We start from the raw sequence: 19,045 nt of genomic DNA, 5'->3' as shown, positions 1-19,045 counted from the left end.
ACACCCAGGCCATGAAGATCGGCTTCGTCGGGCTCGGCATCATGGGCAGGCCGATGGCCATGCACCTCAAGGGGGCGGGCCACGAGATCCACGTCCCGGAGCGGGCCAGCCTGACGCCCGAGATCCGCTCGGCGGCGACCGTCCTCCCCGATGGGCGCGCGGTCGCGCAGGCGGCCGAGGTCGTGATCCTGATGGTGCCGGACACGCCGGACGTCGAGGCGGCGCTGTTCGGGCCGGCCGGCGTCGCGGACGGGTTGTCGGCGGGCAAGCTGGTGATCGACATGAGCTCGATCAGCCCGACGGCCACGCGCGGCTTCGCGGCCCGCGTCAACGAGGAAGGCTGCGACTACCTCGACGCGCCGGTGTCGGGCGGCGAGGTCGGGGCCAAGCAGGCGACGCTGACCATCATGGCGGGTGGCCCGAAAGCGGCCTTCGAACGCGCCCTGCCGCTGTTCCAGGCGATGGGCAAGAACATCACCCTGGTCGGCGAGGAGAACGGCGCCGGGCAGACCTGCAAGGTCGCCAACCAGATCGTGGTTGCGCTCACCATCGAGGCGGTCGCGGAGGCGCTGGTGTTCGCGGCCAAGGCCGGGGCGGACCCGGCGAAGGTTCGGCAGGCGCTGATGGGCGGCCTCGCCACGTCGCGCGTCCTGGAGTTGCACGGCGAGCGCATGATCGGGCGCAAGTTCGACCCCGGCTTCCGCATCAAGCTGCACCAGAAGGACCTGAACCTGGCGCTGCAAGCGGGCCGCGACCTCGGCGTCCCCCTGCCCAACACGGCGTCCACGCAGCAACTTTTCTCCGCGTGCGTCGCGGCAGGCGGCGCGGATTGGGACCACTCGGGCCTGGTGCGCGCGCTCGAGGTCATGGCCGCCGGCAAGGTCGCGCCGGACGCCGAGTAGCGACCCGCGGCCGTGGCCCCGCCGCGCCATTCGGTGAAAGATGGACGTTTTTTCACGAAAGGTTCCAATGGGGCGAGATTTCATCTAAAAGAATCCCCTTTGGGCGATTCGCGCGAGCGACCGGGGGTTTGATGAAGTTCGCCGACATAGGGCAGCAGTTGCGGGCCTACCGACTCGAATCCGGCCTGCGGGCGGAGGAGATCGCGGCGCGCCTGGGCGTTTCGCGCGCCGCGTTGTATCGGTACGAGAAAGGCGAGGTCATCAAGCTCGACACCGTGCGGCGGTTGGCCGAGCTCCTGAAGATCTCCCCGCTTTCGCTGCTCGGCATCGGCGTCGAGTACTTCGCGCGGCCCGTGGCGTTCCTGGAACGGCTGCGGCAGATCGAGGAGCAGGCGGAGCAGGTGATCCTGTTCGGCGGCGCCCTCTGCTACCAGACCGCGACCGAAGCGTTCGACAGCGCGGTGACCGAGGCCTGGACGGAGGCCGCGGACGCCCACGCCGACCGCTTCGCGGCGCGCGCCGCCGCGGAGCAGTCCCTCGGACTCCTGGCCGCCCGGCGCCGGGCGCACCAGCAGCGCCGCGCCAACATCCTGGCGATCCTGTCCGAAGCGTCGATCCAGCGCTTCCTGGCGGAGGGCGTGGCGGCCGGCCTGGCCGTCCCGGAACGCGTCCGCGCCCGCTGCCGCGCGGCGGCGCAGGCCGAAGCCGAGGCCATGGCGGGGCTGATGGAGTCGGTGCCGATCGGCGTGCAGATCGGCTTGGCTTCCGGCCCGGACGCGAGCGGCGCCTTCATGGTGCTGCGCGGCCGCGACCGGGCCAACGTGGTGGGCACGCCGTTCGCGCCGGACGCGGCGCCCTTCGCGGCGGCCGGCGTCGCCAGCATCATCGGCGCCGACGACGCCATCGCCGTCCACCAACGCGTGGCGGAAGCGGCGTGGCGCGACGCGCTCAAAGGCGCCGACGCCGCGGCGCGGGTGCGCGCGATGGTGGCGGAAGCGCGGCGCCCCGAGTAGCCGCGGCCAGGCGACGCCTCATGCGGCGGCGACGTCGCGTTCCGCCACCATCACGCCGTCCTCCTCCTCGGACCGGCGCAGGGCGAAGCCGAGCTTTTTCACGAAGGCCAGCATCGTAGCGTTGTCCGACAGCACCTGACCGGCGATCCTGCGGACGCCGTGCTCCGCCGCCCATTCGAACAGCCGCTCCATCAGGAAGCGGCCGAGGCCGGTGCCCTTCACCTCGTCGCCGACGATGATGGCGAACTCGGCTTCGTCCCCGTCCGGATCGCGGATCAGCCGCGCGACGCCCAGGGTTTCGCCGGTGGCTTCGCGGGTGGCGATGAAGGCCATCTCGCGGTCGTAGTCGATCTGCACCAGCCGGGCGACCAGCGCCGGCGACAGCTCCCGGATCGGCGAGAAGAACCGCCAGCGCACGTCGGCCGGCGGGATGCGGCGGAAGGCTTCGGCGTGCGCCGCGGCGTCCTCCGGCCGGATCGGCCGCACGGTCAGCACCTCCCCCGCCGGGGTGCGGAACGGCCGCGCCAGCTCCGCCGGGTAGGGCGGGATGGCGAGCACCCCCGTTTCGCCCGGCGGCCGCAGCGTGAAGGAGGCGTCCAGGGCGAGCACGCCCTCCGCGTCGGCGATCAACGGGTTGATCGAGCACGCCGCGATCCCGGGCCAGTCCACCGCGATCTGCGACAGGCGCACCAGCGCTTGCGCCACCGCGGCCCGGTCGGCCGGCGGCCAGTCGCGGTAGCCGGCCAAGAGCTTGGCGGCGCGCGACCGCCCGATGAGCTGCGACGCCAGGGCCAGGTTCAGCGGCGGGAGGTCGTAGGCTTCGTCCCCGGCGATGTCGGCCGTCGTGCCTCCCTGGCCGAAGCCGATCCAGGGCCCGAACATCGGGTCGTCGCCGAGGCGCAGGCGCAGCTCCAGCGCGCGGCCCGCCGCCTGCCGCTGCACCAGGAAGCCGCGCGCCGGCGCATCGGGCCTGGCCGTCCGCAGGCGGTCCAGCATGGCCTCCGCGGCCTCGCTCACGGCGCGCGCGGAGTTGAGGCCGAGCACGACGCCGCCGACCTCGCTCTTGTGCCGGAGCCCCGGGCTGAGGACCTTGAGCACGACGGGGAAGCGCAGCATGGCCGCGGCGTCCGCCGCTTCGGCCGGGCCGGCCGCGCGCCGGCACGGCACCGTCGGCAAGCCGTAGGCGGCCAGCACCGCGAGGGATTCCTCCTCGTCGAGCGCGAGCCGCCCGTCGATCATCGCCCCGTCCAGGATGCGGCGCACCGAGGCGCGGTCCGGCTTCAGGTCGAGCACCTCGCGCGGCGGCAACTCGGCGGCGGCCGCGCGGTTCCGGCGGTCCTGGGCGAGGTGGAGGGCGCCCCGCACCGCGGCTTCCGGGGTGTCGAACACCGCCAAGCCCGCGGCCGTCATCGCCCGCCGCTGCGCCGCCGCGGTTTCCTGCCCGGTCCAGGCTACGAGCACGGGGGCGGAGCGGCCGCGTTGCGCGGTGGCGGCCGCGACCATCGCTTCGGCGGCGGCCGCGTCGTCGCCGTGGGGGGTCGGCGCGTGCAGCGCGACCACCGCGTCCACCTCCGGCGCCGCGGCGAAGAGGGCGGCGGCTTCGGCCAGGCGCGTGCCGGCGGCGGCGCCGAGCGACAGCGGGTTGAACGCCGGCGCCGCGTCCGGCATGTGGAGCCGGAGGCAGGCGCCCGCCTCCGGGTCCAGCCGCGCCAAGCGGCCGCCGCCTTTCACCACGGCGTCCGCGGCGATGCGCCCCAGCCCCAGGCCGTTCCCGACCAGGGCGATGCGGTCGCCGTCGCGGAGGTCTGGCGAACGCGTCCGGCGCACGCGCGCCAGCGTTTCCGCCGCCGCGAGCAGGTCCTCCAACCCCGCGACGCGGAGCACGCCGGCGCGGCGGAGCGCCGCGTCCATCACCGCTTCGCCGATGCCGGAGCCGCCGTCGGCGCCGCGCCCGCCCGCGCGCAACGCCACCACCGGCCGGGTGCGGGCGACGGCGCGCGCGGCGGAGACGAAGGCGCGGCGGTTGCGGATCAGCCGCATGTCGAGCAGCACCGCGCCGGTGCCCGGTTCCCGCGCGAGCCAATCCAGCGTGGTGGCGAAGCCGACATTGGCGTTGCCGCCGATGCCCACGACGTGGCTGAAGCCGAGGCCTTCCGACGCCGCCCAGTCCAGCACCGCGCGCGTCGTGGCGGCGGATTGGCTCACCAGCGCGAGCCGGCCCGGTGCCGGCGCCAGGTGCGTCAGCGACGCGTTCAGGCCGATCGCCGGCACGCACAGGCCGAAGCTGTGGGGTCCCATCGCCCGCACGCCCGCGCCGGCCGCGATGCGGCCGAGGTCGGGGGCCTGTCCGGGCACGATCACGGCCCGGCACCCGCGCCGCGCCAGTTCCGCGGCGGTCGTGGCGAGCGCGGGTTCGGGCATGCAGAGCACGGCCAGGTCCGGCGCTTCGGGCAGGTCGCCGACGGCGCCCACCGGCTCCAGGCCCGGGGCCGCGACGCCGCAGGCATAGAGTTTCCCGGAGAAGCCGCCGGCGGCCAGGTTGCGGGCTATCACCTCCGCGTCCCGCGTGTCGCCGCCTTCGGCGAAGAGGGCGACGCTGCGGGGGCGGAAAAGGGCCGCGTTTCGGGTGGGCGAGAGCTGGGGCGGTTGGTTGCGCGCGTCCATTCCGCGGCACAGCATGGCGCGGACGCGCGGCCAGCCGCAAGCCGCAAGCCGCAAGCCGCGGCGCGGCCCGGCGCGGCGGTTCGCCAACGGCGGGATGGGAGGGTCGATTGGGCTCGGGATCGAGCGGCCGTTTTCCGACGGGGGCCGCGCCCCTCGCGACCGTCCGTCCGGAGTGGGTGGACAGCTACGGCCATATGAACATGGCGTTCTACCTCGCCGTGTTCGACATGGCGACGGACGCGCTGTGGCCGAGGCTCGGGCTGGACGCGCCGTTCAAGGCGAAGGGCCTCGGCACCTTCGCCGCCGAAACCTGGGTCAACTACGTGCGCGAGGTGCGGGAAGGCATGCCGCTGGCCTGCGAGAGCGAGGTGCTCGCCTTCGACGGCAAGCGCCTGCTCGGGCTGCACCGGATGCTGCACGCCGACGAGGGCTGGTTGGCCGCGGAAAACGAGGTGCTCTACCTGTGCGTGGACCTTTCCGCGCGGCGCGTCACCGGATGGCCGCCCGAAGTGCTGGAACGCTTCGCCACGGAGGCGACGGGGCGGGCGCCACGGCGTTTGGCGCTAGCCCGCCGGGACGGCGCCGCGGCGGCCGCTACTCCACCGGGCCGATCCGGCGCCTGAGTGCTTCCACGTCCTCCTTGCGCGGGTGGGCCGTGCCCGGGCGCATCACGGCGGCGGCGCCGGCGGCCATGCCCCAGGCGAAGGCTTCGCGCGGCGGCTCCCCTCTGGACAGGGCGCAGACCATCGCGGCGAGGAAGCTGTCGCCCGCGCCCACCGCGCCGACGGCGGGCACGTCCAGCGCCGGAAGGCGCAGCACGCCCCTGCCCGACTCGGCCAGGATCGCGCCGTCGCGGCCGAGGGTGATGGCCACCAGCTCCGCCGCGCCTTCGCGCGCCAAGCGGAGCGCCGCCGCGTCCTGCGCTTCGGACGTAGGGGCGACCTCGCCCACCAGGGCCTCGAATTCGCCCCAACTCGGCTTGATGAGCGCCAAGCCTTGCCCCAGCGCCGCGCGCAACGGGGCGCCGGAGGTGTCCAGCACGAAGCGCCTGCCACGGCGCTTCGCGTCGGCGGCCGCGCGGGCGTAGAAGTCGTCCGGGACGCCGCGCGGCAAGCTCCCGCTGGCGACGATCCAACCCCCGTCCGAAGCGTCGAGCGCGGCGAGCGCCGCCTGCCATTCCGTCTCGGACAGCGCGGGGCCTTGCGGGACGAAGCGGTATTCCTGCCCCGCGCCGAGGTCGTGCACCGTGTAGCTGATGCGGGTGCGCTCGGCGGTCGGGACGGAGGCGCGCGGCACGCCGCCGCCGTCCAGCAGCTCCTCCAGCAACCGGCCGCTGACGCCGCCCGCGGTGACGACGGCCAGCGTGTCGGCGCCCAGCTCGCGCAGCACGCGCGAGACGTTCACACCGCCGCCGCCGGGGTCGAAAGTCTCGTTCTTCGTCCGCACCTTGTGGACAGGGCGCACCCGGTCGGCGTCCGAGGCGATGTCGACGGTCGGGTTCAGGGTGAGCGTGACGATCCGGTTGCGCATGGCGGGGCGGTCAGTCGGCCGACAGGCCGGCTTGGCGGATGACGGACGCCCAGCGGTCCCGGTCGGCGGCGATCACCGAGGCGAAGTCCGCGGAGCTGCCGCCCACGGTTACCATGCCCTGCGCCGAAAGCTGGTCCTTGGTCGCAGGCAAGCGCAACCATTCGTCGAGTGCCGCGCGCAGCGATTCCTGCAACGCGGGCGGGAGGCCGGCGGGGGCGAGCAGGCCGTACCACAGGTCCACCTCGGCGCCCGGGAAGCCCGCTTCCGCCATGGTGGGCACGTCCGGCACCGCGGCGGAGCGCTGGGGGCTGCCCACCGACAGCATCCGGATCTGGCCGCCCGACGCGAGCGGAATGGCGGTGTGGACCGGCAGCACCATCGCCGCCACGCGGCCGCCGATCAGGTCCTGGATGGCGGGGGCGCTGCCGCGGTACGGGATGTGGTTGAGCGGGATGCGCGCCACCAAGCGGAACAGCTCCATGCCCAGGTGCTGCGGCGTGCCGATGCCGGGGCTGGCATAATCGAGCGTGCGCGTGCGGGCGAGGTCCGCGAAGGCTTTGGCGTCCACGGCGGGCGTGCCCGGGTGGACCGCCAGCACCAAGTCGCCGCGGGTCAGGCGGATGACGGGGGTGAAGCTCCCGACGGGGTCGTAGGGCACCTGTTTGAACAGGCCGGGGTTCATGACGAAGGTGTTGGCCTGGAGCATCAGCGTTCGGCCGTCCGGCGCCGCGCGGGCGACCGCCTGGGTGCCGATGTTGCCGGAGGCGCCTGCGCGGTTCTCCACGACGAAGGGCTGGCCGAAGCGGTTCTGGAGGAACGGCGCGACCAAGCGGGCGAGGATGTCGACGCCCGTGCCGGGCGTGAACGGGACCACGATGGTGACGGGGCCGTCGAACCCCTGCCCCCGCGCGATCCGCGGGCCCGCCGCGCACGCCGCGGCCAGCGCGACCAAGCTCCTCCGCTGCACCATGCCCTTTCCCCTTCCCGGCGCGCCATCCGCCGCGCCGCCCCACCTATTGCTTCGGCGGCGCGGGCGCAACGGACATGGGGCGGCCTGCGGATCAGTCCACCTTGATGTCCATGCGCGCGAGGAGCGGGCGCCAGCGGTCCATTTCCCGGGCCAGGAAGGCGGCGTACTCAGTCGGCGACGACCCGACGGCGAACTGCCCTTCTCCGAGCAGCCGGTCGCGCAGCGCCGGTTCCTGCAAGGCGCGGGCGGCGGCGGCCGACAAGCGTTCGATGGGCCCCGCCGGGGTGCGCGCGGGCACGGCGAGGCCGAACCACGTTTGGCCGATCGCTTCGGGCGCCACTTCGGCGAAGATCGGGATCTCCGGCGTCATCGGCATCCGCTTGTCGCCGGTCCAGGCCAGGATGCGGCCCTGGCCGTTGCGGTGCGGGCCGATGGCCGAGCTCCCGCCCACCACCAGCAGGTCGAGCGTCCCCGCGACGAAGTCGTTGAGCTGGGCGGAGTCGCCCCGGTAGGTCACGTCCTGCATGCGGATGCCGAGCGCCTCCGAGACCAGCACGGCGACGATGTTGTTGAAGGAGGACGGGCCGTTGGTGCCGTAGTTCAGCTTGCCCGGCCTAGCCTTGGCGAAGGCCACGAACTCCGGGATGGTCGCGGGCAGGCGGTTCTGGAGCAGGAACGCGAAGGGCAGCGTGGAGAGCAAGGAGACCGGCGCGAAGGACTCCGGCCGGTAGGGCAGGTTCCGCATCAGCAGCGGGTTGATGGTGAGCGTGGTGCCGGAGTTGACCAGCACCGTGTGACCGTCCGGCGCGCTCCGGGCGACCGCTTCCGCGCCGACCACAGTGGCGCCGCCCGGGCGGTTCTCCACCAGCACGGGCTGGCCCAGCAGGGGCGCCATGCGCTCGGCGAGGAGCCGGGCCATGACGTCGGTGGAGCCGCCGGGCGGGAACGGGACCACCAGCGTCACCGGCCGGTCCGGGAAGCCCGGTTGCGCGAGAACGGCCGGTGCCGCCAGACCCGCGCCCAAACCGGCCCCGAGCAAGGCGCGGCGGCCCTGCGGCGCCATGACCATGATTTTCCTCCCTCGCCTTCGCCCGGACGTTCGCACGGCGGTTCGGCGCCGGGAAGCGCGGTTCCAGGGCCTGGCTTGACCGTGCAACGCTCGCGTGGCGACATCCGGCGGCCGATCGTTCGAGGAGCGCCCCGCATGTCCCCCCTGCTCGCCAGCCTGGAGGGCCGGCTCTCCCTGCCGGCCATCGCGGCGCCGCTCTTCATCATCTCGGTGCCCGACCTCGTGGTGGCGCAATGCACCGCCGGAATCGTGGGCTCCATGCCCTCGCTGAATGCGCGTCCGGCCGAGCAGTTCGAGGAATGGGTGGTGGAGATCCGGGAGCGCTTGGCCGCGCACGACGCCCGGCACCCCGACCGCCCCGCCGCGCCCTTCGCCATCAACCTGATCGTCCACCGCTCCAACGACCGGCTGGAGCAGGACCTCGCGGTCTGCGTGAAGCAGCGGGTGCCGATGGTCATCACCAGCCTGGGGGCCCGGCCGGAGGTGAACGAGGCGGTCCACTCCTACGGCGGCTTCGTCCTGCACGACGTCATCAACCAGACCTTCGCGCGGAAGGCGGTCGAGAAGGGCGCGGACGGGCTGGTGCTCGTGGCGGCCGGCGCGGGCGGGCACGCCGGCGCGCTCTCGCCCTTCGCCTTGGTGCGGGAAACGCGCGAGTGGTTCGACGGGCCGCTCGCCTTGTCGGGCGCGATCTCGCACGGCGCCTCGATCCTCGCCGCCGAGGCGATGGGCGCGGATTTCGGCTACGTCGGCAGCGCCTTCATCGCCACGGCGGAGGCGCGGGCGGTGGACGAGCACAAGCAGATGGTCGTGGACCACGCGGCCGGCGACATCGTCTACACCAACCTCATCACGGGCGTTCACGGCAACTACCTGAAGCCGTCGCTGCGCCGGGCCGGCCTCGATCCGGACAACCTGCCGACCTCCGACCCCGCGCAGATGAACTTCGGGACCGACCGCAGCAAGCGGCGCTGGAAGGACATCTGGGGGGCGGGCCAAGGCATCGGCGGGGTGCGCGGGGTGGTGCCGGCCGGGGAGTTGGTCGCGCAACTCCGGCGCGAGTACCACACGGCGCGGTCGCGGCTCGGCACGCCGTCGCCGATGCTCAATCCGGCCTGGGACGCGGCGGCGCTGAGCGACGCCGCGGAATGACGCTTCAGTACTCCAGCTCGTAGGAGAAGCCGAGGCGGTCGCCCGCGGGGCCGGTCGCGGTTTCGCCCTCGAGCTTGAGGCGCGGCGTGATCTCCACCTGGACGCCGACCCCGGTCTGCCCTTGCGTGCCCTGCCGCACGCCGAGGAACACGCCGGGCGCGACGTAGCGGCCGGCCTCGACCGTGGGCGACGCCGTGGAGCCGTTGCCGCCGCCGACGCCCAGCCGGTCCAGGCCCAGGGCGCTGCGCACGCGGTCCAGCGGGCCGCCGCCGCTGCCGCCGACGCCGGTGAGCTGGGCGACCGCGGCGCCGATCTGCGCGAGTTCGAGGGGCGACAGGCCGCTGGTCGCCTTGCCGAACAGGAGCTGCGCGAGGACCTCGTCCTGCGGCAGCTCCGGCACGGAGGAGAACGTCACCTCCGGCGAGGTGGGCGTGCCGCGGATGAAGACGCTGATCGTGTTCTGCCCCGACACCGACCGCGCTTCCAGGTCGAGCTGCGGGATCAGCGTGCCGGCGGCGAAGTTGATGGTGCCGCGCCGGAAATCGAGGCGCCGCGCCAGCAGGCTCAACGTGCCGCGCCGCAGCGTCAGCCCGCCGCGCGGCACCGGCTCGGCGACGGTGCCGCCGACCGTCACGTCGCCGCCCAGCTCGACGTCGACGCCCCGGCCGCGGATGAAGACGGACCGCGGCGCGAGCACGCGCACGTCGAGATTCAGCGGCGGGCCGGAGGACGCCGGCGCGGCCGCGGGCTCCGGCCTCCGGCGCGGGCGGCCGTTCGGCGGCCGGCCCACCTCGCGCACGTTGGTGAGCGTCGGCACGCTCGCCGGCAACTGGCTGGGTATGCGGATCTCCGCGTTCTGGATGCGGACCTCGCCGGACAGCAGGCCGCCGCCGGTGATCGGCCTGGTCAAGCGGAGGTCCGCGCCGAGGGTCGCGGTGACGAGCTCGGACACCACGGGCCTGGCGTCGCGCGCCGTGATGCGGATGTCGGCCGGGAAGCCGGCGGCCCCCACGTCGACGCTGCCTGCGACCGAAATGGTGCCGTTGCCGGCGGTGCGCCCTTCGAGCCGCTCGATCACCAGCCGGGAGCCGTCGCCGACGACGGTGCCGTTCAGGTTGCTGATCCGGACGCCGTAGAGCGTGTTGCGGTAATCGCCGTCCGACAGCGTGGCGCGGCCGGCCAATTCGGGCGCGCCCACTGTGCCTCCGGCGCGGAGCGCCACCGCGAGGCGGCCGGTGAGGCGGTCCGCGCCGGCGGCCAAGAAGGGCGCGGCGAGCGGGGCGAGGTTGAGGTTGCCGTCCAGCGACGCTTCCAACGGCGCGGAAGGGCCGAAGCCGCGGGGGAGCCGCGCCGTCGCCACCAGCCGGCCGGCGGCACCGGCTTCGAGTTCGGCGCGCAACTGGGCGCTCTCGCCGACCAGACGCCCCTCGCCCCGCAAGGACGCGACGGGGAGGCCCTTGGCCCAGTCGGCCCCGGCCTTGAGGCCGGTCGCTTGCACCGTGCCGCGTATCTCCGGCTCGGACACCGGCCCGGTGGCGCGCACCTCAGCCGAGAGCGTCCCTTCGGGGCGGACATCGGGCGCGAAGCGGCCGACGAACGACAACGGCAGCGCGTTGACCGTCGCCGTCAGGTCCGCGCGTTCGGGCCCCCAGCGGCCGGCGGCCTGCAACCGGCCGCCGCGCCCGAGCGCCAGCGCCAGGCCGGAAAGCCGGATGCCGCCGTCGGCGCCCAGGGCGACCTGCGCCGGCGAAACCAGCCTGAGCGTTTCGCCGAGGCCCTGCGCTTCGAGGCTTTCGAGGTCGAGCCGGCGCCCGCCGTCGATCGAAGCGAACGTGCCCCGCCCCGAAACGCTCCCGTCCGGCGCCCGCCCCTGGATGGTCCACGCCAGGTCGGACGGCGTCCCCTTCGCCGTGGCGCGGAGCGTGCCTTCGGTGCCGGCGTAGACGAGGCGGGGCGCGTCCAGGCGCACGTCGAAGGCTTGCTCCCCGCTCGGCGCGCGGTCGAGGGTGGCCTCCAGCGCCAAGCGCCCCGCCACGCCGGCTTGGCCCGCCAAGCGCGTGAGCGGGGCGAGGTCGGACGCCTCCAGGCGGGCCGTGCCTTCGAACACCGGCCCCGCCGGCCCGGTCGTGTCCAACAGGCCGGCGGCTTCCAACCGGGCCCGGCCGAGTTGCGCGGTGCCTTCCTCCAGCCGCAGCGCTTGGCCCTGCGGCCGTCCGCGCACGGCCAGCGAAATGGGCAGGTTTTCGATCTCGCCCGAAGCGCGCGCGTCCACCGTCGGCGCGGAGGCGGGCTGCTTGACCGTGGCGTCGAGGACCAACCGCTCCAGCACCCGGCCCGCGGCCTCGATGCGGCCGGAGCGCGCTTGCAGGGTCAGATCGGGGTTGTTCAGCGGTCCTTCCGCGTGGAGGTCGGCTTCCAGGGCGCCTTCGGAACCGGCGCCCAACACCGCGAGGTCCGGCACCGACACGCTGGCGTCGAGGGCGATCGTTTCCCCCGACAGGTTGCCCTTGGCCGAGAAGTTCGACGCCGCGCCGTCGAGCTTGGCGTCGAAGCGCGGCCCGGGCAGCGCGGCGCGGAGCGCCAAGCGCGGCGAAGGCCCGAGCAGCGCGTCCGTTTGCGGAACGCCGGTGCCGAGCGCTTCAGGCACCACGTCGAGTTCGATGGACGGTTCGGAGAAGGTGCCGCCGATGCGGGCCTTGGCCGCGATGCCGGCCCAGCGCACCGTTTCGGGCACCAACGGGCGCAGGCGCTCGGCCTCGGCCACGTTGAGCGCGACCTGCGCGTCCACGGTTTCCGCCGACAGGTCGGCCCGCCCGGTGGCCGAGACGGTCGCGGCCGGCACGCGCAGGTCGAGCCGGTGCAGGGCGACGCGCCGGTCGGCGCCGAGGTCGGCGCGCAGCGAGAACTCGGCGCCGCCGGCCAAAGGGGCGATGTCCGGCGGCAGCAGGGCGGCGACGCGCGCGGTGCCGTCCAGGTCGGCACCGGCGGCGCCGTCCGGCGCAGCCCGCACCGTGCCGCCAAGCTTCAGGGCGAGATCGGGTCCGAGGCCCGCCGCAAGGTCTAGGGCGGCACCCGAGGCGGGGCCCTCGAGCGAGAGGTCCAGCTCAAAGGGTTTGCCCGGCTGCTTGAGCAGGGTCGGCACCACCCCGTCCGGCCCCTCGCGGACCGTCGCCTTGGCGTGGAGGCTGTCTTCGGCGGGCGAGAGGCGCAGGTCGATCGAAGCCCGGCCTTCTGCGTCGAGCCGCTTGGCGTCGAGCGCCGCCCGCAGCGCCCCGTCGCCGAGGCGCGCATTCGTCGTGACCGCGAAGGCGGAGGGTGTGCCGACCACGGGCTCGCCGATTTCCAGCCGCCGCACCTCCAGCCGGTCGAGCGACACCGCCACCGGCAACTCGGGCAAGCGCGGCAGGACGCCTTCGGAGGGCTGCCGCGGTTCCGGCGGCGTCTCAGGTCCGGGAAGCGGCGGGCGGACGATCTCGATCCTGTCGGCCTCGACGGCTTCGATCCGGAATTCCCGGCGCAGCAGGGCCGAGTAGTCCAGGGCGAGGCGTGCGCCATCGACCGTGAGCCAAACGCCGTCCGCGTCGGCCATGGTGATGCGCGCCGCCCCGGCCACGGACGGCAGCGGCCCGTGCAGGCCTTCGATGGCGAGGCCCGGTACCTGCGCCGAGGCGAGCGCGGCCAAGCGGGCCTGCCCGGCCTCGGTGTTCGCCCACACGAGCGCGCCGACCAGGGCGGCCACCGGGAGGGCGACCGCCAGGAAGACCAGGATGAGCGCCCAGCGAAGCACCCGCCGCATGGTCAGAACGCCTGCCCGATGCCGACGTAGAGACCGAAGTTCGACGAGTCCCGTTGCTTGACCAAAGGCACGCCGATGTCGGCGCGGATCGGGCCGATCGGGGTGTGGTAGCGGAGGCCGAAGCCGGCGCCGACGCGCAGGTTGGAGGTGTCGGGCGCGGAGCCGGTGCCGACGGTGCCGGCATCCACGAAGGCCACGGCGCCGATGTCGCCCCAGACCCGTTGGCGCAACTCGGCGCTGGCCTCCAGCAGGCTGGCGCCGCCCGACGGCCGGTTCCGCTCGTCGCGCGGACCGATGGACTGGTAGTCGTAACCGCGCACCGAGCCGCCGCCGCCAGCGTAGAAACGGATGTGCCGCGGCACGTCGCCCAACTGCGCGCCCATGAGCGAGCCGAGCGTGCCCCGGACGGCGAAGATGGTGCGGCGGTCCCCGAGCACGTCCAGGTAGGCGCTGCTCGTCGCCCGCAGCGGCGCGAAAGGCGCGTCGGTCGAGAAGCTCCAGGACGGCGTGAGGGCGCCGTTGAGCCGCCAACCGCGCGACGGGTCGAGCAGGCTGTCGGTGCCGTCGTACCGGCCGCCGAAGGTCACGCCGGCGATTTGGTACGCGGTCAAGGACCCGTCCGACGGCCCGCTGCTGCCGACGTCCACCGTCGGCCCCGCCTGCACGAACAGCCGCTCCGACAGGCGCTGCTCGAACAGCACGGAGCCGCCGATGGCGTCACGGTCGTAGGCGTTGAGGCGCTCGCGCAGAATGAACAGGTTGGCCACCAGGGTCAGGTCGCGGCCGAAGAGGCCGGGGTCCCGGTAGGTGACGCCGCCACGGTAGGTCATCTGGCTGATGGCGCCGTCCGTGCCGATGCGCGCCACCTCCGCTTCCACCCGGAGCCGTTGGGCGCCGCCGAAGAGGTTGCGGTGCTCCCAGTACGTCCGCACCGACGGGCCGAAATTGGTTTCGTAGGCGGCGCTGAAGCCGATGGCGTGGCGGGGGCGCTCCGAAACGGTGAAAGTGGTGGGCAGGCGCCCGGACTCGTCGAGCCGGTCGGCCGCCCGGGCTCGGACCGCGGCGAAAGGGCCGAGCGCCAGCATGCCGCGCCGCGCCCGCTCAAGCCGGTCCGGGCTGTAAGGTTCATCCGCCAAGCGGCCGGCGGCGTAGCGTTCGAGAAAGCGCGTACTGACGCGCTCGGCGCCCTCCACCTCGGGCGGGGCGAAGCGCGCCGCCGGCCCCGGGGCCAAGCGCCACGCCACGTCCATCTGGCGCCGGTCGTGGTTCACCACCGTTTCCCGCCCCGCCACCGTCGCCAGCGGATGCCCGGCGGCCAGCAGCCGGTCGAGCAGGCGGCGCTCGGCCGTCAGGACGGGCTCGGCGCGGGCGGGGTCGCCCACGCGCAGGGCGAGGCCCTCCGCCGCCGCGGCGGCCGCCGCCGCGCCCTCCGGCGTGACCGACCGGACGGACACGCTGCCGATCCTGTAGAGTTCGCCCTTGTCGATGGAGACGACGACCGGGACGCTTCCGTCGCCGAGGGCCAACCGTTCCAGCCGCTCCAGGAGGTCGGGCGCGTCGAGCGGCAGGCCGGCGATGGTGACGCGCGCGGTCCCGCCCCAGTAGCCCTCGGACTCCAAGGCACGGAGGAAACGGTCCTGGTCGGCCCGCGCCCGGTTGATGACGCCCAAGGGGCCGGTCGGTGCCTGTTCCCGCAATTGGACGAGTTGGGACACGGCACCGATGGCGGTGTCCGCGCCCGAATCGCCGGACTCCCCTATTTCGACGCTGTACTTCAGCGGCGGCGGTTCGCCCGGGCTCTCTTGGGAGGACGCCGCGCCGATCAGGAGGCACAGGCACAGGCTCAAAGCTTTGGTGGTTCGCAACACGTACCAAAAAGCTTCGTCGCGCCGGAAGTTCCCGGGCAGGGGGATTGGCCAGACCGGGAAGCCCACAGTACCCTCCGACTCATGGCGATTTCACCCGATGAGATGACGCGTTGGCGGCGGCACCTGCACGCGCACCCGGGCCTGACGTTGCACGAAGAAGAAACCGCCGCTTTTGTTTTGCAACGTCTGCGCGAGATGGGGATCGAAGCGGAAAGCGGCATCGGCGGTCATGGCGTGGTTGCGACCATACACGGCCGCGGTGGCGACCGCCTGTCGAACCGTTCCGTCGGTCTCCGCGCCGACATGGACGCGCTCCCGATCCAGGAGATCAACCCGGACCTGCCCCACCGGTCCGCCGTGCCCGGCGTCATGCACGCCTGCGGCCACGACGGGCACACCGCGGCGTTGCTCGGGGCCGCCGCGTTGCTGAAGGCCGACCCGGCCTGGTTCGGAACGGTGCGGCTGGTGTTCCAGCCGGCGGAGGAGGGCGGGGGCGGCGCCAAGGCCATGATCGAGGACGGGCTGTTCACCCGCTTCCCGATGGAGCGCATCTTCGGGTGGCACAACTGGCCGGGCCTCGAAGCGGGCACGGTGGCCGTGCACGACGGACCGGTCATGGCCGCGGGGGCACGGTTCGAGATCGCCTTCGAGGGCCACGCCGGGCACGCCGCCCTGCCCCACCTGACCCGCGACCCGATGCTGGGCGCTGGCCACTGCATCGTGGCGCTGCAATCCCTGGTGTCCCGCAACGTCGACCCGCTCGACTCGGCCGTTGTGAGCGTCACGGTGGCCGAGGCCGGCGAGGCACAGAACCAAGTGCCGCAGCGGTCGGTGCTCAAGGGCACCATGCGCTTCCTCCGCGACGCCACCGGCGATGCTTTGGAGGGGGGCCTCCGGCGCGTCGCGGACGGCGTCGCGGCGACCTATGGCCTTTCCGCGGCGGTGGATGTGCGTCGCGGCGTCGCGGTGACGGCGAACCGGCCGGCGGAGCGGGACCTGGCCGCCGAGGCGGCCGGGGCGGTGAGCGCCGTCCGGCGCGACCTCCCGCCCGCGATGACCGGCGAGGACTTTTCCTGGTTCCTCCAGGAAGTGCCCGGCGCCTTCGCCTGGATCGGCAACGGGAGCGCCGAAGGCGGGCGGGAGCTGCACAACCCCCGCTACGACTTCAACGACGCCATCCTGCCGGTCGCCAGCGCTTGGTTGGCGGAGGTGGCGAAGCGGGCGCTGGCCGCGCCGGGCTGAGCCGGCGCGCTTCAGTGGATCTCGTCGGCCTGCGCCAGCGCTTCGCGCAGCGCGGCGATGCCGAAGTCGCTCCGCTTGCACATGTCGAGCACGACCTTCTCGCGGCGGGCGAGGAGGTCGATGGCGGCCGGCACCGCGCGCACGGCGTCGGCCGGGATCACGACGGCGCCGTGGCGGTCGGCGTGGACGACGTCGCCGTGGGCGCAGGGCATCCCGTGCACGGACACCTCGCCGCCGTGGTCCACCACGTGGACATGGGCGTGGGACGGATTGACGACGCCCAGGATCTGGAACCCGGGCGCGAGCATGTCGATGTCGCGGAACGAGCCGTTGGTGACGCAGCCCAGCGCCCCCAAGCCCTTGTGGACGTTGCTGTTCACCTCGCCCCAGAAGGCCCCGGTGCCGGGCGTCTCGTCCAGGTCCTCCAGGACCACGACGGTCGGCAGGTCCGCTTCGGCGACGTACTCGTACCAGGCGAGGCGGGCGGCCTTGTCCTGCTCGCGCGTCCGGCCCGAGGGGGCGGCGGCGCGGATGCGCCCCGTCCGCGCCACGCCGCAGATCGGGGGCAGCGCCGGGTCGGCGGCGGTGAACGGCTTGAAGGTGAAGCCGCGGCCGCGGCGGGCCGGCGCCACGATCTCCAGCGCGTTGCAGATCGTCGGCGTGTCCCATCGGCAAAGGGCTTCCAGATCCGCCGCTTCGAAGGGCCGTTCGGCCATCCCCCCATCCTCCCCAATCCGGTCCAGCATCCGGCGCCCTGCTGATCGCGTCAAACCAAGCGCACGCCCCTCGGACGAGCAGGCCGCCCGCATGGACCGTCCGCCAAGCTGTTCCTTGCAACGTTCATATCGCGAACATTGATCCAACTTTCAGGTTCGTGTAGCGTAAGGAAGAACCGTACTGGGCCGGACGTGGTGTTTGGCGGGGGATCGAGCTTGAGACAGCGGCATCGTAAGGCTTTCCTCGCGCTTGCCTGCGCGCTTTGCGTGGCGCCCGGTTCGCCGGCCGGGGCGCAGGAGGCGCCCTCACTGCCCAACCTGGTCGAGTTGCTGCGGCCGCCGGGAGACCGCGGTAACCATGGCTTTTCGACCACCGGCCCCTCCACGTCCCGGGCGAGGCCGGTCGCCGACGAAGCCGCCGCCCGCACAACCGCGCCGGAAGGCACCGCCGCCGCGGCGCTCGCGCTGCCCTTCCCGTCCGGGTCCGCGGCGCTGACCCCGGACGCCGAAAAGATCCTGGAGGCCCTGGGCCGCGCCTTGAATTCGTCCGAACTCGCCCGGTACCGCTTCCGGATCGAAGGCCACACCGACACCGCCGGGGAAGCCCCGGCCAACCTGGTTTTGTCCGAACGCCGCGCTGCCACCGTCCGCGACTATCTCGTCAGCCGGCACGGCGTCGCCGCCGCCCGCCTGGAAGCTTTGGGCCTGGGCGAAACGCAGTTGCTGGTGCAGACGCCGGACGCGACCTCGGAGCCGCGGAACCGGCGCGTGCAGGTCCTGAACCTCGGCGGCTGACCCCCCGCCGCGGGCACGACGGCCCTCGGCGGTTGCCCAAACGCCGCCAGCGGCGTTGACTCGCCGCGATCTGGGGGAGCGCGGCCATGGCGGACACGGGCGACCAAGCGATACCTTCCAGCCCGAGGGGCCGTCCCGCCCCGGGCCTGGAAGGGTTGCCCCGCATGGACATGGGGGCGCTCGAAGCGTCCGTGCCGAGCCTCGTGGACAGCGCGGTCCGCGGCCCGTTGGTCCTGACCCGGAACGGGGCCGACGCCTTCGTCCTCCTGCCGCTGGACGCTTACAGCCGCTTGTGGGCGCAGGCGCCGCGGCCGCCCGTCATCGACGCCGTGGACGACCCCGACCCGTGACGCCGCCCCGGCGCGGAGAAGCGGGGACGCGCGTCAATTCCGCTGCGGCATGGCTGTCGGCACCACCGTCTTGACCAGGGTGGCGTCGAGCGCCTCGTAGGCCGCGTAGTCGATGGTGGCGTAGAGCTCGGCGCGCGTCTGCATCCGGTCCACCGCGTTCTGCGTGCCGCCGTCCCGGCGGATGGCGGCGTACAGCTCCTCCATGGCTCGGGCGGCGACGCGCAGGTGGGACACCGGCCAGATCACCATGGCGTAGCCCATCGCCTCGAACTCGGCGGCGGTGAAGAAGGGCGTGCGGCCGAACTCGGTCATGTTGGCCAGCAGCTTCACGCCCGGCATCCGTCGGGCGAACTCGCGGAACATCTCGGCGCTGTGCAGCGCCTCGGGGAAGATCGCGTCGGCGCCGGCCTCCATGTACAGCTTGGCGCGCGCGACCGCGCCGTCCATGCCCTCGCTGGCAGCCGCGTCCGTCCTTGCTATCACCAGGAGGTCGCGCCGGGCCTTGCGGGCGGCGGCGACCTTGGCGGCCATGTCGCGCGCGTCGGCGAGCTTCTTGTCGTTTAGGTGCCCGCACTTCTTGGGCAGGAGCTGGTCCTCCAGGTGGACGGCGCCGGCGCCGGCCTCCTCGAAGGAGCGCACCATGTGCATGACGTTGAGCGCCTCGCCGTAGCCCGTGTCGCCGTCCACCAGCATGGGCAGGGCGGAGGCGCGCGACACTTGGCGGATGTGGAAGCAGACCTCGTCCACCGTGATCATGCCGAGGTCGGGCAGGCCCATGGTCGCCGTCATGGCCGCGCCGGACAGGTAAAGGGCTTCGAAGCCCGCCCGCTTGGCGAGCAGCGCGGCGATGCCGAGGTGGGCGCCCGGCATCTGCAGGATCTGCGGCCGGTCGAGCAGGCGCCGGAAGCGCACGCCGGCGGGCTCGGTGGGCAGGTCGTCGGCAATGACGTAGGGCATCGGCGGGCTTCCGGTGATGGT

15 protein-coding genes are annotated in these 19,045 nt (G+C 73.7%); 7 read left to right on the top strand and 8 right to left on the bottom strand.

Annotation, left to right across the window (positions count from 1 at the left end; genetic code table 11):
• Window positions 1-11: 11 nt before the first annotated feature.
• Together ABD067_RS13710 and ABD067_RS13705 are read left to right on the top strand one after the other, a co-directional pair.
• Complete coding sequence (locus tag ABD067_RS13710; protein WP_343895871.1) at window positions 12-902, top strand: 2-hydroxy-3-oxopropionate reductase; 891 nt, start codon at window positions 12-14, stop codon at window positions 900-902.
• A gap of 131 nt (window positions 903-1,033) precedes the next feature.
• A complete protein-coding gene (locus ABD067_RS13705; RefSeq protein ID WP_343895870.1) occupies window positions 1,034-1,915 on the top strand; it encodes a helix-turn-helix domain-containing protein in 882 nt (293 codons plus the stop codon).
• 18 nt (window positions 1,916-1,933) lie between these two features.
• Here ABD067_RS13705 and ABD067_RS13700 read toward each other — a convergent pair whose 3' ends face one another.
• Entirely contained in the window at window positions 1,934-4,579 is a 2,646-nt protein-coding gene (locus tag ABD067_RS13700; protein WP_343895869.1) for a bifunctional acetate--CoA ligase family protein/GNAT family N-acetyltransferase, read from the bottom strand.
• A gap of 107 nt (window positions 4,580-4,686) precedes the next feature.
• Between ABD067_RS13700 and ABD067_RS13695 the strand changes: the two genes are divergently transcribed.
• The gene (locus tag ABD067_RS13695) at window positions 4,687-5,202 is read left to right on the top strand and encodes an acyl-CoA thioesterase (protein WP_343895868.1); all 516 of its coding nucleotides are present in this window, start codon (window positions 4,687-4,689) and stop codon (window positions 5,200-5,202) included.
• On the opposite strand, the gene ABD067_RS13690 is transcribed toward ABD067_RS13695, so the two are convergent.
• The 3 genes from ABD067_RS13690 to ABD067_RS13680 all read right to left on the bottom strand — a co-directional run bounded on the left by ABD067_RS13690 (window position 5,174) and on the right by ABD067_RS13680 (window position 8,142).
• Window positions 5,174-6,109 carry a 1-phosphofructokinase family hexose kinase gene (locus ABD067_RS13690; RefSeq protein ID WP_343895867.1) on the bottom strand — a complete coding sequence of 312 codons (936 nt, stop codon included), beginning with the start codon at window positions 6,107-6,109 and terminating at the stop codon, window positions 5,174-5,176. The two genes, ABD067_RS13695 and ABD067_RS13690, sit on opposite strands and share 29 nt — an antisense overlap.
• Window positions 6,110-6,119: 10 nt before the next feature.
• Window positions 6,120-7,079, bottom strand: a complete 960-nt coding sequence (locus ABD067_RS13685; protein ID WP_343895866.1) for a tripartite tricarboxylate transporter substrate binding protein — start codon at window positions 7,077-7,079, stop codon at window positions 6,120-6,122.
• 91 nt (window positions 7,080-7,170) lie between these two features.
• On the bottom strand, window positions 7,171-8,142 hold the full coding sequence (locus ABD067_RS13680; RefSeq protein ID WP_343895865.1) for a Bug family tripartite tricarboxylate transporter substrate binding protein: 972 nt from the start codon (window positions 8,140-8,142) through the stop codon (window positions 7,171-7,173).
• Between the two features lie 141 nt (window positions 8,143-8,283).
• Between ABD067_RS13680 and ABD067_RS13675 the strand changes: the two genes are divergently transcribed.
• Window positions 8,284-9,300 (top strand): NAD(P)H-dependent flavin oxidoreductase, encoded by a 1,017-nt coding sequence (locus ABD067_RS13675; RefSeq protein WP_343895864.1) that lies wholly within the window; start codon window positions 8,284-8,286, stop codon window positions 9,298-9,300.
• A 4-nt stretch (window positions 9,301-9,304) separates the two neighbouring features.
• Here the strand turns inward: ABD067_RS13675 and ABD067_RS13670 are convergent, their stop codons facing one another.
• The gene (locus ABD067_RS13670) at window positions 9,305-13,096 is read right to left on the bottom strand and encodes a translocation/assembly module TamB domain-containing protein (protein ID WP_343895863.1); all 3,792 of its coding nucleotides are present in this window, start codon (window positions 13,094-13,096) and stop codon (window positions 9,305-9,307) included.
• A 2-nt stretch (window positions 13,097-13,098) separates the two neighbouring features.
• Window positions 13,099-14,964 carry an autotransporter assembly complex protein TamA gene (locus ABD067_RS13665; protein ID WP_343895862.1) on the bottom strand — a complete coding sequence of 622 codons (1,866 nt, stop codon included), beginning with the start codon at window positions 14,962-14,964 and terminating at the stop codon, window positions 13,099-13,101.
• Window positions 14,965-15,045: 81 nt separating this feature from the next.
• Here ABD067_RS13665 and ABD067_RS13660 point away from each other — a divergent pair, with 81 nt between their 5' ends.
• Window positions 15,046-16,206, top strand: a complete 1,161-nt coding sequence (locus ABD067_RS13660) for an amidohydrolase (RefSeq protein ID WP_343895861.1) — start codon at window positions 15,046-15,048, stop codon at window positions 16,204-16,206.
• Between the two features lie 11 nt (window positions 16,207-16,217).
• On the opposite strand, the gene ABD067_RS13655 is transcribed toward ABD067_RS13660, so the two are convergent.
• A complete protein-coding gene (locus ABD067_RS13655; RefSeq protein WP_343895860.1) occupies window positions 16,218-16,922 on the bottom strand; it encodes an RraA family protein in 705 nt (234 codons plus the stop codon).
• Window positions 16,923-17,189: 267 nt separating this feature from the next.
• Between ABD067_RS13655 and ABD067_RS13650 the strand changes: the two genes are divergently transcribed.
• Both ABD067_RS13650 and ABD067_RS13645 read left to right on the top strand, forming a co-directional pair.
• Window positions 17,190-17,717: an OmpA family protein gene (locus ABD067_RS13650; protein ID WP_343895859.1), complete on the top strand. Its 528-nt coding sequence runs from the start codon at window positions 17,190-17,192 to the stop codon at window positions 17,715-17,717.
• A gap of 86 nt (window positions 17,718-17,803) precedes the next feature.
• A complete protein-coding gene (locus ABD067_RS13645; RefSeq protein WP_343895857.1) occupies window positions 17,804-18,067 on the top strand; it encodes a hypothetical protein in 264 nt (87 codons plus the stop codon).
• A gap of 33 nt (window positions 18,068-18,100) precedes the next feature.
• On the opposite strand, the gene prpB is transcribed toward ABD067_RS13645, so the two are convergent.
• Window positions 18,101-19,024: a methylisocitrate lyase gene (gene prpB, locus ABD067_RS13640; protein WP_343895856.1), complete on the bottom strand. Its 924-nt coding sequence runs from the start codon at window positions 19,022-19,024 to the stop codon at window positions 18,101-18,103.
• Between the last annotated feature and the right edge of the window lie 21 nt (window positions 19,025-19,045).

The sequence above is a fragment of the Craurococcus roseus genome (genome assembly GCF_039523795.1).
GTDB classification, from domain to species: domain Bacteria; phylum Pseudomonadota; class Alphaproteobacteria; order Acetobacterales; family Acetobacteraceae; genus Craurococcus; species Craurococcus roseus.
This window is presented reverse-complemented; position numbering and strand designations above follow the sequence as displayed.

What these genes read in the sequence shown, in the direction of transcription:
- ABD067_RS13670 (WP_343895863.1), bottom strand. Translation starts at nt 13,096, where the DNA reads ATGCGGCGGGTGCTTCGCTGGGCGCTCATCCTGGTCTTCCTGGCGGTC.
- ABD067_RS13705 (WP_343895870.1), top strand. Translation starts at nt 1,034, where the DNA reads ATGAAGTTCGCCGACATAGGGCAGCAGTTGCGGGCCTACCGACTCGAA.
- ABD067_RS13700 (WP_343895869.1), bottom strand. Translation starts at nt 4,579, where the DNA reads ATGGACGCGCGCAACCAACCGCCCCAGCTCTCGCCCACCCGAAACGCG.
- prpB (WP_343895856.1), bottom strand. Translation starts at nt 19,024, where the DNA reads ATGCCCTACGTCATTGCCGACGACCTGCCCACCGAGCCCGCCGGCGTG.
- ABD067_RS13690 (WP_343895867.1), bottom strand. Translation starts at nt 6,109, where the DNA reads ATGCGCAACCGGATCGTCACGCTCACCCTGAACCCGACCGTCGACATC.
- ABD067_RS13660 (WP_343895861.1), top strand. Translation starts at nt 15,046, where the DNA reads ATGGCGATTTCACCCGATGAGATGACGCGTTGGCGGCGGCACCTGCAC.
- ABD067_RS13675 (WP_343895864.1), top strand. Translation starts at nt 8,284, where the DNA reads ATGTCCCCCCTGCTCGCCAGCCTGGAGGGCCGGCTCTCCCTGCCGGCC.
- ABD067_RS13710 (WP_343895871.1), top strand. Translation starts at nt 12, where the DNA reads ATGAAGATCGGCTTCGTCGGGCTCGGCATCATGGGCAGGCCGATGGCC.
- ABD067_RS13645 (WP_343895857.1), top strand. Translation starts at nt 17,804, where the DNA reads ATGGCGGACACGGGCGACCAAGCGATACCTTCCAGCCCGAGGGGCCGT.
- ABD067_RS13655 (WP_343895860.1), bottom strand. Translation starts at nt 16,922, where the DNA reads ATGGCCGAACGGCCCTTCGAAGCGGCGGATCTGGAAGCCCTTTGCCGA.
- ABD067_RS13685 (WP_343895866.1), bottom strand. Translation starts at nt 7,079, where the DNA reads ATGGTGCAGCGGAGGAGCTTGGTCGCGCTGGCCGCGGCGTGCGCGGCG.
- ABD067_RS13680 (WP_343895865.1), bottom strand. Translation starts at nt 8,142, where the DNA reads ATGGCGCCGCAGGGCCGCCGCGCCTTGCTCGGGGCCGGTTTGGGCGCG.